This window comes from Streptomyces hydrogenans, assembly GCF_014656075.1.
Lineage (GTDB): Bacteria > Actinomycetota > Actinomycetes > Streptomycetales > Streptomycetaceae > Streptomyces > Streptomyces hydrogenans.
This window is the reverse complement of record NZ_BNBS01000168.1, coordinates 1-14,211: the sequence shown is the minus strand read 5'-3', so window position 1 is coordinate 14,211 and position 14,211 is coordinate 1. Positions and strand designations below refer to the sequence as shown.

Genomic DNA, 14,211 nt, shown 5'->3' with positions numbered 1-14,211 from the left:
CCACGGCCGCGTGGCCGTGGGGCGACGTGCCGCGGGGAAGCTCCGCCGGTGGCGGAGGCCCTCACGTCCGCGGCGGCGTCCGGCGGGCGGGCCGCCGGAGTGCGCGTGGCGGGCTCAGTCGCGGTACTCGCAGAGGTAGGCGGTGTCCACGGCCACCTTGAGCTGGAACGTGCTGTCGGCCGGAACCTGGAACCGGGTGCCCGCCTCGAACCGCTCCCAGTCGTCGGAGCCGGGGAGCCTGACGGTCAGCGCGCCGGAGACCACGTGCATGACCTCCCGCTTGGCGGTGCCGAACTCGTAGTCACCGGGGGCCATGACGCCCACCGTCGCCGGCCCCTCCTCGCCCTCGAACGCGATCGACTTGACCGTGCCGTCGAAGTACTCGTTGACCTTGAACACGCGCATCCTCCTGGAAAACGGGCCGAGCGGAGCCATCGGCGCGACACCCGCCGGCTGTCCGGGAGGGAGGGCCACGACCCCCGGCGGCAACGCGACCTCGGTCGCCGCCGCGGCAGTCTCTCACGGGGCGATCTCGCGACTTCCCGCCCGTCCGCATGATGGCACCGCGAGCGGGCAGGGGCGGAGGGCCGGTGGTGGCAGGGCCCGGGCCGCCGGTCCAGGAACATGCCCACCGGCCCCGGGAGGCGATCATGGGGTTTCCGCTGCCCGACACCGTCGAAGAGCTCAAGAGCCTCATCGGGAACGAGATCTCCAGCCTGAGGTCGGCGGTCCGCCGCACCGCGGATCGGCCCGCGGCCCCCACCCCCGGCTCCGAGGTCACCGCCCCGGTGCAGACCCTCGCCCCGGCGCCCACACTGCCCGTGCGCGACGCGGCCGACCCGAGCTGTCTGTGCAGCACCCACGACTCCGACGCCACCGGCACCTGCTCCCTCCTCCACGCGATCCCCGCCTCCGCCGTCCTGCTGGAGCCGGTGCACGACGAGACGGGGGCGGTACGGGACTTCCGCATCGTGGCCGGCAACAGGATCCGCTCCGCCGAATGGCTGGAGGCGCCGGACCGGCAGGTCGGACAGCGGTTCCTGGAAGCCCGGCCGGGCGCGGCGGCCAGCGGGCTCCTCGCGGGCCTCGCGGACGTGGTCGCGGGCGGCGGGCCTCTGGAGGGCCGGGTCGTCGACTACACCGAGCAGCGTCTGGGCCGGCTCCACCGCGCCCCGCTCCTCTACTCCGCCGCGCGCTGCGGCGAGCAGGTCCTCGCCACCTGGAGGCCCGTACAGAGCCACACCGAGCTGCTGACGATCGACGCCCAGTACCTCGCCTCCCTCGGCTGGGGAAACTGGGACCTGCTGTCGGGGAAGGTGACCTGGTCCGAGGGGCTGAGCCGGATCTTCCACGCCGAGATCCGGATGCCCTGGACGCTGGACCAGCTCTGCGACGCGCTGCTGCCGGGCGACCTCAACGCGTTCTCCGAGTTCCTCGCCTCCGTCCTCGCGGGGGAGGAGCCCGCCTGGACTCGGATCCGCTTCCTCGTCCTCGGCGAGGTCCGCACGCTCGACCTCCTCGGGCGGCCGGTCGCCGGCACCGACGGGCGGCCGTGGGCCGTGAACCTCGTGGCCCGCGACCTCACCCCGCAGATCCGCAGCCGCCGCAGGATCGCCGAGACGGAGCGCGAGTCCGACTGGCTGCGCCGTCAGGCGCAGGCCGAGCGGCGGGTGGCCGACGCCCTGCGCGAGGCGCTGGTGCCGACGCACTCGGAGGCCCTCGCGGCGGTCGGGCTGACGGTCGCGGCCTCGTACCGGCCCGCCGAAGAGGACGCGGCCGTCGGAGGCGACTGGTACAAGTGCAGGCTCCTGCCCGACGGCCGGGTCCTCGTCGTCATCGGCGACGCCGCGGGGCACGGCCTGGAGGCGGTGGCCCGCATGTCGCAGCAGCGCCACGCCCTGGCCGGCCTCGCCCAGACCGGCGCGTCCGCCGGCGAGATCACGACCTGGCTCAACGACCTGATCTGCGGCGACCCCGCGGAACAGACCGCCACCGTCGTCGCCGGGCACATCGACTCAGAACGCACCCTCCACTGGGCCGACGCCGGCCATCCCGCCCCGCTCCTCCTCCGCGACGGCCACGCCGCGCCCCTGCGCACGAGTGAGCGCGGCCCGCTGCTCGGGGCCCTGCCCGGGTACGCGTACGAGACCACGACGACGCCGCTGCGGCGGGGGGACCTCCTGCTCCTCTACACCGACGGCATCGTGGAGCGCCGGGGGGAGGACGTCACCAAGGGCATCGACCGCCTCGCCGCCCTCGTCGCCCGCGACCCGGACCCGACGCCCCAGGACCTCATCGGCCGCATCCTCGCCGACCCGGAGCAGTCGGGCCTGGAGGACGACGCCTGCATGCTGGCCATTCGCCTCGACTGACGCCCCGAGGCGGCTCAGCGGGCGGTGCGGCGGCCGGCGTTCGCGCGCCACTCCCGGCCGATCGACCGCATCAGCGCCGGGTAGACCCCCAGGTACCGGAACGGCTTGATGCCGAGCATGTACAGGGCGCCGAGGCGGCCGTTGGGCTTCACCAGGACGGCCATCTGCCCCCGGTAGCCGCCGCTCCCGTCGGGAACCCAACCGATGTGCATCACCCCGTGCATGGTCTTGTTGGCGTACTCGGCGGCCCACTCGTCGTGCGTCTGGAAGACCGAGGTGAAGGGGGCCGAGGCGAGCTCCGGCCCGCGCGGCCCGTCGCGCAGGTCGTCCGGGAGCCGGTCCCGCAGGGTCGGCACCCTGCCGCCGACGCCCGAGCCGGGCGTGTCCCAGCCGAGCAGCGCCCCGAGCTTCCAGCGCACCGCGAACAGGAAGCGGCCCACCGGATTGCCGCCGTCCGGGCCGCCCTCGCCGCCCGCCATCTGCTCGACCAGATGGCGCAGGTCGTCCGGGCCGCCGGGCGTCGGCAGGGCCCAGAGGTCCTCGAGCCGGAAGTCGCCGGCGATCTCGTGGACGCGCCAGGGCCTGGCCGTGTGGTCGGTCGGGGGAAGGCGCAGTGCGTTCATCACGGACCCCTGTCTATACGGTGGCGTATAGATCGAGCATAACCCCTTTCTATACGGCGCCGTATACTTCGGTTCGGAACAAGCGAGGGGAGACCGACATGGGTGCGATCCGCACGCCGCGGGCCAGGTGGATCGAGGAAGGGCTGCGGGCGCTCGCCGCCGGTGGCCCCGAGGCCGTCCGGGTCGAGGTCCTCGCCCAGGCCCTCGGCGTCAGCAAGGGCGGCTTCTACGGCTACTTCCGCAACCGCGCCGCCCTCCTCGACGAGATGCTCGACACCTGGGAGCGCGGGGTCACCGAGGACGTGATCGCGCGGATCGAACGCGACGGCGGCGACGCCCGCGAACGCCTCGGGCGGCTCTTCGACGTCGTCGGCAGGGCCGACTCCCCCGTGACCGCCGCGGGCGTCGAACTGGCCGTCCGCGACTGGGCCCGGCGCGACGAGGCAGTCGCGGCCCGTCTCCGCCGGGCCGACAACCGGCGGATGGACTACCTCCGCGGGCTCTACGGCGCCTTCTGCCTCGACGAGGACGATGTCGAGGCCCGCTGTCTCATCACCTTCTCCCTGCGGATCGGCGACCACCTCATCGCCGCCGACAACGGCCCGCGCCCCCGCTCCGAGGTGCTCGCCGCCGTCAGGGAGCGACTGCTGGCCCGGCCGTAGGACGTCCTCGGGGCCCGCCTCGGCGGAAGCACCCGCCGGTCAGCCGCCCCCGCCCGGCGGCGGCGCGTCGGTCGCGGTGAGCACGCCGATCTTGTCGATGCGGTGCTCGGGGTTGCCCTGGGCGTCTCGCCAGTGGTTGCCCGCGGCGTCGTCCTCCGGCGTGGCGCAGGTGGAGAGCGTGATCATGGCGCGGGTCGGCCGTTCGCCGGGCTCTCCGGGCACGGCCGCCCGCTGTTCGGCGAGTGAGCGGTCGGAGCGGAACGAGGTGGAACGGGTCTCGACGATCCGGTACGTGTACGTGGTGCCTCCGGCGGTCACTCGTACCTCGTCGCCGACGTCGACGTCCGGCAGGTCGCGGAGCGGGCCGCCGGCCGAGAGCCGGTGCGCGGTCACCTGGTAGTTGCCGATGTCGCCCGGCCCGACGCCGCCGTGCTTCCCGTACGGACTGGCCGCGACGCCCCGGTCCTGGATGCGGGTGCCCGCCCGGTCGTCCGTCCGCCCCTCGTACGGCAGGACCCGCAGGTCCACCACCCCGATCGAGGGAATGTCGAGCTCGGCGGGACGGGGGCGCGGAGTCGGGGTGACGGCGACGGGTACGGCCGCCTCGGCGGTACGCGGAGCCGGAGGCGCGGTCGAAGCGGGGGCGGGCTTCGAGGGAGCGGCGTCCGAGGACACGGCCGGGGCGCCCGCGTCCTGGGCGGCCGCGCACCCCCCGAGCAGGACCAGGAGCGCCGTCGCGGCGGCGGCTCGGCGGGTACGACGGGTACGGATCATGGCTCTCGACCACCTGGGCGTGGGCGGCACCTGCGTGCTGCCACCAACGACGCGCCGGAGGGCCGTATTCCCCGACGTGGTCCCCGGCGCGCCCGGCGAGCGAGACCGTGGGCGGGAACGGTTCGGAACCGCGGATCCGGGCTACACGTTCTTCGAGCAGACGGAGAAGGAGAGGCCCGGATGGACGGCATGAGCGGCTACTGGTGGGTGATCGCGGCGGTGCTCTTCGCCGCGACGCTGGCGTTGGCCGTCGTCCTGGCCGTACGCCTGTTCCGCGCGCGCAGGATGCTGGGCGACTCGGGCATCCCGATGTCGCGCAAGGTGCTCTTCTGGGGCGCCCTGCTGTACCTGGTCAGCCCGGCGGACCTGCTGCCCGACCCCATCCTCCTCGACGACATCGGCATCCTGCTGGCGGCACTGCGCGCCCTGCAGCGGTCGGGCACGCCGGCGCCGGAGAAGGAGCCCGGCAGAACGGCCTGACGGTCCTGGCGGCCCGGCACGGAGGAGGGCGGGCTCACCGTCCGAGCGCGAAGGACGCCCCTTCCCGCCACGTCGTGCCGTCGTGGACGAGGAGCGCGACCGACGACACGCGGGCGGTGAGCGGCAGCCCGGTGCCGAGGTCGGCCTCGATCTCCTCCAGGACGGCGTCGTCCTGACCCTGCGCGACCGTCAGGTGCGGGATGATCTCGGCGTGCCGTCCGCCGTACGGCGGGGCCTCCGGCCATCGTCCGGCGACCGCCTCCGTGAGCCGCCGCAACGGCCCGTCGGGCTCGGGGGCGAGGTAGAGAACTCCCGGCAGCCGTCCGCACCGCTCGAACCGCAGGTCGAACGCCGGGTGGCCGCCCAGCAGGTCCGCGAGCGCGGAGTGGACGCCCGCGTCCGTTCGACTCCCGTCGAGGAACGGGAAGAGCACGGTGATGTGGGCGGGGACTCCGGCCCCGGCCGCGGGGTCGAACCGTTCGCGCCACGCCCCGACGGAGGCCTCCGCCTCCGGGACCCGGACGACCAGGGCCGTCTGTCCCGCCTGGAACCCGCGGGTGCTGTCGTCTGCCATGCCTCCGCATGGTGCCAGTTGCGCCATGGCCGGCGCGGCTGCTTTTCCGGGGCGCGGTCGCGACGCTCCGCGAGGCGGACCGGTAGGGCGGCCCGGCGGACGGCGGGGCCGCGACGACGTGCCCGCGGACCGGACTTCCTTCTGAGGGGCGGCCCGGCGGCTCCAAGATCCGTCTGTGGTAACTTGCCCGGGCCAGTCGCACCTGTGTACGTATCGACACGGTATGTGCACGGTCAGGGAATCCGGTGGGAATCCGGAGCTGACGCGCAGCGGTGAGGGTGACGGGCGGAGCATCGGCCACTGGGCCCCGAGGGGCCTGGGAAGGCGTTCCGTCCGGACGATCCCGAGTCCGAAGACCTGCTGGCGGCCCGGGTGGCGGGCACCGCCGCCCGGGGAGCACCGTACGACAGGCTCCGCGCATGAGCCGTGACGCAGAGGACTCACCCGTGCCCTTCGCACACCCCGCCCGTTCCGCCGTGCTGCTCGTGGCCGGCGCCCTTCTCGTGACCGGCTGCGGCTCCGGTGGGGCGCCCGCCTCGCCCGGGGCGGAGGGGACCGCCGCCGGCTACCCCGTACGGCTCGACAACTGCGGGCAGCGGGTCGAGATCGACCGCGCGCCCCGCCGGGCCGTCGCCCTCGACCAGGGCTCGGCCGAGATCATGCTCTCGCTCGGCCTCGCCGACCGCATGGTCGGCACCGCCACCTGGACGGACCCCGTCCTCAAGGGCCTGGAGAAGGCCAACGCGAAGGTCCCCCGGCTCGCGGACCGCTACCCGTCGTTCGAGAAGGTCCTCGACGCCGAGCCGGACTTCGTCGGCGCCTCCTTCCTCTACACGCTGGGCAAGGGCGGTGTGGCGCCCCGCGAGCGGTTCGCGAAGCTCGGCGTGCCCACGTACGTCTCCCCCGCCGACTGCGTCGGCAAGGACAACAGCGGTGACGGCGACGGCGTGCGCACCGAGCCGCTGACCATGGAGTCCGTGTACGGCGAGGTCCGCGACCTGGCCCGGGTCTTCGGCGTGCCGGAGCGCGGCGAGAAGCTCGTCGGCGAGCTCCGCGCCCGGGTGGAGAGGGCCACGGCCGGCGCCGACTTCGGCGGCGCGTCCGTCCTGTACTGGTTCTCCGACTCGCAGGGGCCGTACATGGCCGGGTGCTGCGGCGCGCCGGGGATCGTCAGCGGCACCCTCGGCGTGAAGAACGTCTTCGACGACACGAAGGAGGAGTGGCCGCAGATCAACTGGGAGACGGTCGTCGACCGCGACCCCGACGTGCTGGTGATCGCCGACCTGACCCGCAGGGCCCAGTCGGCCGAGAGCGCCGCGAAGAAGATCGAGTTCCTGGAGTCCCACCCCGTCACCCGGAACATGACGGCGGTGCGGAAGAAGCGGTACGTGCTCCTCAGCGGCCAGGCCATGAACCCCACGATCCGCACCGTCGAAGGCATCGAGAAGGTCGCCGCCGCGCTGCGGACGTACGGGCTCACGAAGTGACCGGCTCCGGGACGGGACCCGAGACGGCAGCGCCCGCCGGGACGGAACGGGCCGCCGGGACCGGGCCGGCCACCGGAACGGAACCGGTCGCCAGGACGACCGGGAAGGGTGCCGGGCGCGGCCGTGCCCTCCCTTCCCCCGCCCTCCCGCCGCTCGCCGGGGCGGCGGGAGCCGTCCTGCTGTGCGTCTCCGTCGCCCTCGCCGTCACCGTCGGACCGGCCGACATCCGCGTCGCCGACGCCTGGACCGTCGTCGCCTCCCACCTGGGCGGGGAGCCGTCCGGTCTGAGCGCGATCCGGGAGGGGATCGTGTGGGACCTGCGGCTGCCCCGTACCCTCCTCGCCGCCGTGTGCGGGGCAGGGCTCGCGGTCTGCGGGGCGGTGATGCAGTCCCTGCTGCGCAATCCGCTCGCCGACCCGTTCGTGCTCGGCGTCTCCTCCGGCGCGTCGACCGGGGCGGTGGCGGTCGTCGTCCTCGGCGCCGGCGGCGGCCTGGTGTCCGTCACCGGGGGCGCCTTCCTGGGGGCGCTCTGCTCCTTCGCCCTGGTCCTGCTGCTGAGCCACAGCCTGGGCGGATCGACGGACCGCGTCGTCCTCGCCGGGGTCGCGGCGATGCAGCTCTTCTCCGCCCTCACGTCGTTCGTGGTGATGACCGCCGCCGACGCCGAGACGACCCGGGGCGTCCTCTTCTGGCTGCTGGGTTCCCTGAGCGGCGCGTCCTGGACGGACGTCGCGGTGTGCGCGGCCGTCCTGGCCGGAGCGCTGCTGGTCTGCGGCGGACACGCCCGTACGCTCGACGCCTTCGCGTTCGGCGAGGACGCCGCCGCGGCGCTCGGCGTCTCCGTGGCGCGGACCCGCCTGGTCCTCCTCACGGTCACCGCCCTGCTCACCGCCGTCCTGGTGTCCTCGGCCGGTGCGATCGGGTTCGTCGGTCTGGTCCTGCCGCACGCGGTCCGCGCCCTGGCCGGTCCGGGCCACGCCCGGCTGCTGCCGCTGAGCGCCCTGGCGGGGGCGGTGTTCCTCGTCTGGGCCGACACCCTCGCCCGCACCGTCCTGGACCCGCAGGAGGTGCCGGTCGGCGTGGTGACCTCGCTGGTCGGCGTCCCCGCGTTCGTCCTCGTCCTGTACCGCACCAGGAGCGGCCGATGACCGGCACACCGCCTCCCCTCACGGACGACGCCGGTACGGGGCTCCGCGCCGACCGCGTCTCGCGCACCGCCGGCGGCGCGCTGGTCCTCGACGGGGTGACGCTCGCGCCCCGCCCCGGCACGGTCACCGGGCTGCTGGGCCCCAACGGCTCCGGCAAGTCCACCCTGCTGCGCGTCCTGGCGGGCGTCCTCACTCCGGACACCGGCGTCGTGACCCTGGGCGGCGACCCGCTGGGCACCGTCCCGCGCCGGGCGCTGGCCCGCCGCGTCGCCGTCGTGGAGCAGCACGCCGACACCCAGGTCGACCTCACCGTGGCCGACGCCGTACGGCTCGGCCGCGTCCCGCACCGCAGGGCGTGGTCGCCGGGGACGGCCGCCGACGAGGAGGCCGTACGGTCCGCGCTCGCCCGCACCGGGCTGACCGACCGGGCGCACCGCACCTGCGGCACCCTCTCCGGCGGCCAGCGCCAGCGCGTCCAGATCGCCCGCGCCCTCGCCCAGGAGCCGCGGCTGCTGCTGCTCGACGAGCCGACGAACCACCTCGACATCCAGCACCAGATCGACCTGCTCGACCTGGTCGGGGGGCTGCGCCTCACCTGTGTCGTGGCCCTGCACGACCTCAACCTCGCCGCGATGCACTGCGACCACCTGGTGGTCCTGCGCGCGGGGCGCGTGGTGGCCGCGGGCCCACCGCGGGACGTCCTCACCGCGCGGCTCGTCGCGGACGTCTACGGCGTCCGCGCCACCGTCACCCACCCCGACCCGGACGGGCGCCCCCACATCCGCTTCCTCGGCACGACGTCCACGCACCACTGACGGGCCCGGCGCCTGTCACGGGGTTCCGCACCGTCCGGCGGCACCGCTCGGGCGCACCACGGGGTGCGTCGAGATCACGGACCGCGCGGGCCCTTGGACATGCTCATGCGGTGCAGGGTGGCCACGGTGCCTGTGGACCGGCGCGCCGCCGCCGGGACGTCGGCAGCGGCCACCGCGTGCCCTGCCGGGGCCGGGAGGAGCGGGCAGGGGGATCAGGGCCGTGAGGGGGCGGTCACTCGTCCCAGTCCCAGGTGTCGAAGTAGGCCGCCGTCCCGGACCTGCGGGCTTCCATGACGGCGGTGAGCCGGGCGAAGTCCCGCTCCGGCATCAGCTCCCGCCATCGGACCGGGGGCAGGACCCTGACCTCGTCGTGCTCGTCGGGCGCCAGCGTGATCTCCGCGAGCTGCCGCGCGGTGAGCCTGCCGCCGTCGAAGACCAGCCCCGACGTCGCCAGCGGCCATCCCGTCCCCGGCAGGCTGAACACGGCGGCCAGCAGCCGCGGAGGGCCGGTCACCACCAGGCCCGTCTCCTCGAACGTCTCGCGCACGGCGGTCTCCCACGGCCGCTCGCCCGGGTCGCTGGTGCCGCCGGGCCACTGCCAGGGGTGCTCGGGGCTGTAGACGCTGTGGAGCTGGACCGGTCGGTCGTGCTCGTCGGTGAAGAACACGCTGCCGAACAGCGTGGCCTTGGGCAGCGTCGCCACGTAGTCCTCCGTGGGGAGCCAGGCGGAAGTCATGCCGTTCCCTTCCCGGCCCCCGGGGCGAGCCGTGTCATCCGCATCAGGGACGGGCTGCTCGCGAAGCCCAGCGACGCGTACAACGGCGTCGCCTCCTCGCTCGCGTGGAGCTCGAACAGCGTGGCCCCCTCCCGCTCCAGCCGGTCCAGCAGCGCGGACACGGTCGCCCGGGCGTAGCCACGCCGCCGGTGTCCGGGTTCCGTCGCCACGACGTGGATGCGGGCGGCCAGTCCCTCCGGGTAGCGCGGGCCGGACAGAACCGGATGGACCAGGCCCAGTGCGCAGGCGGCGAGCCCTCCGGCCGGCGCGTCGACGACGTAGGCGCGGGCGTCGCCCTCGGACACGAGCCGTCCGGCCAACTGGTCGCGGCAGAGGCCGAGCCACTCCTCGTCGAGGGGCTCGGGCAGGACGTACGCGGAGCGCAGCCGGGTGATCTCACCGGCGTCGTCCGGCGTGGCCGGCCTGACGGCACCGGGCGTGGGGTGCGGGCCGGGTGTGCGGGTCATGACCGGGTACCTCCGTCGGTCGGTGTCGGGGAGCGGGGTGCGGCGTTCGGCGGGAGCGGGAGCGGGTGCGGAGCACTCCGCGCTCGCGACGCGAGCCGGGCGCGCGAGGGGGCGCGGGCCGTCATCTACGGGCCTCCCTGGGGCGGCGGGCCAGGGTGTGCACGAGGTGCGCGAGGTCGCGTGCCGGGGACCTCCAGGAGGCGGCCCACTCGGCCGCGACCGCCGCCGCGTACACGTCCGGGTCGGGCCGCCAGTCCACCAGGTGGTCGGTGAAGATCCGTACGCCCTGCCAGCGCAGGGGGGTCAGCCCGTGGGAGGCCGCCAGCCGGTCGAGGGTCTCGGCGGTGTCGCCGCGGCTCCCGATGCCGAGGTTGCCGACGCTGACGGTGGCGCCGCTCTCGATGAGGCGGAGCGCGGTCCCGTAGTCGCCGGCGAGCGCCTCCCGTACGCCGATGGCACTCCGGTTCTTGGCGAGGATGCTCAGCAGCCCGCCGGGAGCGACGAGTTCGGCGAGTCGGGCGACCGCCGGCTCGGGCGCGTCGAGGTACATGAGCACCCCGTGGCAGCAGACCGCGTCGAACCTCTCCCGGCGGAACGGGAGGGTGTCCACGGCGGCCCCGACCAGGCGCACCCGGTCGCCGAGGTCGGGCCGTGCGGCGAGTCGGCCGGCCGCGACGGCCAGCATGCGGGGGTTCGGGTCGACCCCCGTCACGACGTGTCCGGCGGCGGCCAGACGCAGGGTCATCTCGCCGGTCCCGCAGCCCACGTCCAGGACCCGCACCGGGGCGGGGCCCAGCTCGGCCCGGAGGCGGCGCTCGACCAGGTCGTGGCGCAGCCGGCCGCGGGCGCTGTCGCAGTGGGCGGCGTAGGCGGCGCCGACGGCGGCGAAGCCGGTCAACGCGACCACCCCGTCTCGGTGTAGGGGCGTCCGGCCCGGATGCCTCCGAGCGCGGCGCGGGTGTAGGGGACGAGCTCGGCGGGGAGGCGGTCGGCGTCCCAGTACCGCCAGGCGACGGTCTTGTCCGGTTCGAGTACCCGCGGGGTTCCTTCCCAGGCGCGGGCGCGGAAGAAGAGCTGCACACGGGGCAGTTCGCCGGGGCGGTCGACCATGTGCACCAGGTGGACGAGGTCGAGCCCGTCCGGGTCAACGAGCAGTCCGGCCTCCTCCTTGGCCTCGCGCACCAGGCACGCGGTCGCCGACTCGCGGGCGCAGTGGCCCGCGAGGACGTGCCACGTCCCGCCCGCGTACGCCGAGTCGGGGTGACGCCGGCCCAGCAGGACCTGCCCGTCCCGTTCGAGGACGAGGTGGACGCCGACGATGTGGGGCTCGGTGTCGGGGGGTGCCGCTCCGGTCGTGGCCGCCGCCGGCCGGCGGCGTGGCCCGTCGGCCGGGTGCGCGGGGGTCGGGCGCACGGGGGAGGCGTGCGCGGCGGCGTGCCGTTCCAGCAGGCGGCGGGTGGACGGGAGCATCGTCAGGTACGGAAGCTGGGCGAGGTCGCGCCAGGCCAGGAGTTGGCCTTCGGTCAGCGGCAGGGCGTCCGGCTCGCCGTCCCACTCTCCGGTGTACACCTGGACGGGTACCGAGGTGCCGTCGGTGCCGGTCACGTGCTCGACCGCGTACGGCCGGAGGCGGTCGAGTTCCAGTCCCGCCTCCTCTCGCAGTTCACGGACGGCGGTGTCGAGCAGCGTGGCGTCCTGCGGCTCCCGGCCCCCGCCGAGCAGGTCCCAGTGGCCGGCCGCCCAGATGGGCTTGTTCGCGTCCCGCAGATGCACCAGGTAGCGGCCCCTGCCGTCGTGGATCACCACGCTCGCGTCGACAGGCGTGACCGTGCCGTCCAGGTCCGCGTCGCGCAGTCTCGCCCGCAGCGTCGGCGACCGGACCTCGCCCTGGGGCAACCAGACGGCTCCGGCGACCTCCTCCTCCGGGAGGGCGAGGTCCGGGGCGTCCGGCGCCAGGCGGAAGACGAAGCGGAAGTCGTAGTGGCGGTGCGGCCCTTCGCCCTTGGCGGGGTTCGCCGGGACGGCGTGGACGTCGACGTCGAGGGGGGTGCGGCCGTACTCCGGCGTGAGGACGAGGGAGGAGGCGGGGATGCCGGTCTCCTCCGTGATCTCCCTCAGCACGGCGGCGAACAGGGACTCGTCCGTGGCTTCCACGTGGCCGCCCGGGGGCAGCAGCAACCCGGAGGCCCGGTGGGCGACGTGCAGCACGCGCCCGTCGGCGTCGATGACGATGCCGCCGCACGTCACGTGCCCGGGGAGGGTGGAACGGCTGGAAGGACGGGGGACGAAGGGATGAACGACGGGAACGGTGGACGGGTACGGACCGCCCCGGGCCGGCGGATCGGGGTGTCGACCGGCTCAACGACGGGAGCCCTCGTACCGAGCACATGCGATTCGGACGCTGTTCGAAGCCCGGTACAGGCGAAGGCGGGTTCGCTGCCGGGCGTCGATCCGGGTGGCACGCGGGTCGTGGCCGATGCCACGGATGGCCGAAACACCACTGTCTTCGCGTGCGCGGAGTTCTCCTCGGTCCCAGCGGTACGGCGGCCGCCGGCCGACCCGCGCTCGTCTCCCCCTCCGCGCCGGCACCCGCACCCCGGCCGGGGCCGTCCACCGGTCGGTGGGGGCCGGGCGCCGCCCCTGCCGTCACCGCGGGCGGGTGGAGGGGGCGGCGGTCGGGCGTGTGTCGGGGTCAGCCGATCTCTTCGGCCAGGGCGAGGATGATGCCGGACGGGCCCCGGAGGTAGCAGAGGCGGTAGACGTCCTCGTACCGGGCCACCTCGCCGAGGAGTTCGGCGCCGTGAGGCCGCAGGCGGGCGAGGGTGGCGTCGATGTCGTCGACGGCGTACATGACCCGGTGGATGCCCAGTGTGTTCGGCGGCGGGTTGTGGGACCGGTCGCCGATCGCCTCGGGGTGGCGGTACCGCGCGAGCTCCAGCTTGCCGTGGCCGTCCGGGGTCCGCATCATGGCGATCTCGCTGCGGACCCCGTCGAGGCCGACGGCCTGGTCCGCGAAGAGGCCCTCGATCTCCGCCCGGCCTTCGACCTCCATGCCCAGCTCGGTGAAGAAGGCGACCGCGGCGTCCAGGTCCTCGACGACGATGCCGACGTTGTCCATCCGTTGAAGCGTCATGACGGTTCTCCCTCTGTTCGGCGCTGCTTTCCGCGCTGCCTCTGCGTCACCGGTATACCGAGGACGGGGGCGAGGGGCCGTACGCGACACCCGCGCGCAGGCCGGGAGCCGGTGCCGCGGAATCCCGTTGACGCGGTCGGGAGACTGGGGGACATGGTCACCGACATCAACGGCTTCCTCGAGTACCGGGCCGCGCGGGACGGCCGGGATCCGGCCTGGTACACCGCGCAGGATCTCGGCACCCTGTACGACGGCTGTTCCTACGACGCGTTCGGCTGCCTCTTCGGCGTGCGCAACTACGCGAACTTCCGCCCCCTCGCAGCGGACCGGGGCCTGCCCGCCGACGTCTCCGCCTCCACGATCGAGTGGTACGACGAGAGGGGTTTCCACGACGCCTCGTGGATCACATGGGCCGAGGTGAGGAAGGTCGACTGGGAGGAGCGGGCGGAGAGGCCCGACAGCCGCCTCCACCAGTACCGCCGGACCCCGGGAGGGCCCAGGTTCGCGGGCAAGTCGTTCTGGAGCCGTGCGTTCGCCGACGCCGTCGATCCTGGACCGGCCCAGGTCCGTCTCGACCCGGGCGAGAGCCGGGAGTGGCCCGAGGGGAGCGAGTGGCTCATCGGCGACACCCTGTACAGGTCGGTCACCCTCCGCCGCCGGGACGCCGTCCCCGAGACCGAGTGGCGACCCGTCTGGCACGCCATGGAGACGCTCGCGGCGCGCCACGGCGACGCCCATGTGCGGCTCGTCGTGTGGTTCGACTCCTGAGCGGGCTCACGGGCTCGCGCCCGGGGCGGGCGCCTGCGCCGGAATCACCCCGGCGCTCCTTTCGACGGGCGGCCGAAGCGGCCCGCACCAGCACGAAGCGGCCTCCCCCACCTTTCCTGTGGGGGAGGCCGCC

The 14,211-nt window shown here is 74.6% G+C and carries 16 protein-coding genes and 1 riboswitch; of the genes, 7 read left to right on the top strand and 9 right to left on the bottom strand.

Annotation, left to right across the window (positions count from 1 at the left end; all coding sequences use genetic code 11):
- Positions 1-114: 114 nt before the first annotated feature.
- The gene (ppnP, locus tag IE321_RS37815; protein ID WP_043221836.1) at positions 115-399 is read right to left on the bottom strand and encodes a pyrimidine/purine nucleoside phosphorylase; all 285 of its coding nucleotides are present in this window, start codon (positions 397-399) and stop codon (positions 115-117) included.
- Positions 400-650: 251 nt separating this feature from the next.
- Here ppnP and IE321_RS37810 point away from each other — a divergent pair, with 251 nt between their 5' ends.
- Entirely contained in the window at positions 651-2,372 is a 1,722-nt protein-coding gene (locus IE321_RS37810; protein ID WP_190226237.1) for a PP2C family protein-serine/threonine phosphatase, read from the top strand.
- 14 nt (positions 2,373-2,386) lie between these two features.
- Here the strand turns inward: IE321_RS37810 and IE321_RS37805 are convergent, their stop codons facing one another.
- Positions 2,387-2,995, bottom strand: coding sequence for a DUF2867 domain-containing protein (locus IE321_RS37805; protein WP_190226236.1), 609 nt, complete (start codon positions 2,993-2,995; stop codon positions 2,387-2,389).
- A gap of 98 nt (positions 2,996-3,093) precedes the next feature.
- Between IE321_RS37805 and IE321_RS37800 the strand changes: the two genes are divergently transcribed.
- Positions 3,094-3,657: a TetR/AcrR family transcriptional regulator gene (locus IE321_RS37800; protein WP_190226235.1), complete on the top strand. Its 564-nt coding sequence runs from the start codon at positions 3,094-3,096 to the stop codon at positions 3,655-3,657.
- A gap of 39 nt (positions 3,658-3,696) precedes the next feature.
- Here IE321_RS37800 and IE321_RS37795 read toward each other — a convergent pair whose 3' ends face one another.
- Positions 3,697-4,431 carry a class E sortase gene (locus IE321_RS37795; protein WP_190226234.1) on the bottom strand — a complete coding sequence of 245 codons (735 nt, stop codon included), beginning with the start codon at positions 4,429-4,431 and terminating at the stop codon, positions 3,697-3,699.
- 180 nt (positions 4,432-4,611) lie between these two features.
- Between IE321_RS37795 and IE321_RS37790 the strand changes: the two genes are divergently transcribed.
- On the top strand, positions 4,612-4,911 hold the full coding sequence (locus IE321_RS37790) for a YkvA family protein (protein WP_190226233.1): 300 nt from the start codon (positions 4,612-4,614) through the stop codon (positions 4,909-4,911).
- Positions 4,912-4,945: 34 nt separating this feature from the next.
- On the opposite strand, the gene IE321_RS37785 is transcribed toward IE321_RS37790, so the two are convergent.
- Entirely contained in the window at positions 4,946-5,485 is a 540-nt protein-coding gene (locus IE321_RS37785) for a 2'-5' RNA ligase family protein (protein ID WP_190226232.1), read from the bottom strand.
- A 191-nt stretch (positions 5,486-5,676) separates the two neighbouring features.
- A riboswitch (cobalamin riboswitch) is annotated at positions 5,677-5,850 on the top strand.
- Between the two features lie 54 nt (positions 5,851-5,904).
- On the opposite strand from IE321_RS37785, the gene IE321_RS37780 reads away from it, so the two are divergent.
- The 3 genes from IE321_RS37780 (at position 5,905) to IE321_RS37770 (ending at position 8,935) form a co-directional block, all read left to right on the top strand.
- Positions 5,905-6,972, top strand: a complete 1,068-nt coding sequence (locus IE321_RS37780; protein ID WP_190226231.1) for an ABC transporter substrate-binding protein — start codon at positions 5,905-5,907, stop codon at positions 6,970-6,972.
- Between the two features lie 176 nt (positions 6,973-7,148).
- Positions 7,149-8,120, top strand: a complete 972-nt coding sequence (locus IE321_RS37775; protein WP_051841786.1) for a FecCD family ABC transporter permease — start codon at positions 7,149-7,151, stop codon at positions 8,118-8,120.
- Complete coding sequence (locus IE321_RS37770; RefSeq protein WP_190226230.1) at positions 8,117-8,935, top strand: ABC transporter ATP-binding protein; 819 nt, start codon at positions 8,117-8,119, stop codon at positions 8,933-8,935. The genes IE321_RS37775 and IE321_RS37770 overlap by 4 nt, the downstream gene beginning before the upstream one ends.
- A 232-nt stretch (positions 8,936-9,167) precedes the next feature.
- On the opposite strand, the gene IE321_RS37765 is transcribed toward IE321_RS37770, so the two are convergent.
- The 5 genes from IE321_RS37765 to IE321_RS37745 all read right to left on the bottom strand — a co-directional run bounded on the left by IE321_RS37765 (position 9,168) and on the right by IE321_RS37745 (position 13,310).
- Positions 9,168-9,671, bottom strand: coding sequence for an NUDIX domain-containing protein (locus IE321_RS37765; protein ID WP_190226229.1), 504 nt, complete (start codon positions 9,669-9,671; stop codon positions 9,168-9,170).
- On the bottom strand, positions 9,668-10,177 hold the full coding sequence (locus IE321_RS37760; protein ID WP_190226228.1) for a GNAT family N-acetyltransferase: 510 nt from the start codon (positions 10,175-10,177) through the stop codon (positions 9,668-9,670). Before IE321_RS37760 ends, IE321_RS37765 begins: the two co-directional genes overlap by 4 nt.
- 121 nt (positions 10,178-10,298) lie before the next feature.
- A complete protein-coding gene (locus IE321_RS37755; protein ID WP_229916746.1) occupies positions 10,299-11,084 on the bottom strand; it encodes a class I SAM-dependent methyltransferase in 786 nt (261 codons plus the stop codon).
- Positions 11,072-12,424 carry an NUDIX domain-containing protein gene (locus IE321_RS37750; RefSeq protein WP_190226227.1) on the bottom strand — a complete coding sequence of 451 codons (1,353 nt, stop codon included), beginning with the start codon at positions 12,422-12,424 and terminating at the stop codon, positions 11,072-11,074. Before IE321_RS37750 ends, IE321_RS37755 begins: the two co-directional genes overlap by 13 nt.
- A gap of 445 nt (positions 12,425-12,869) precedes the next feature.
- Positions 12,870-13,310, bottom strand: coding sequence for a VOC family protein (locus IE321_RS37745; protein ID WP_079021881.1), 441 nt, complete (start codon positions 13,308-13,310; stop codon positions 12,870-12,872).
- Positions 13,311-13,463: 153 nt separating this feature from the next.
- Between IE321_RS37745 and IE321_RS37740 the strand changes: the two genes are divergently transcribed.
- On the top strand, positions 13,464-14,078 hold the full coding sequence (locus IE321_RS37740) for a hypothetical protein (protein ID WP_190226226.1): 615 nt from the start codon (positions 13,464-13,466) through the stop codon (positions 14,076-14,078).
- The last annotated feature ends 133 nt before the right edge of the window (positions 14,079-14,211 follow it).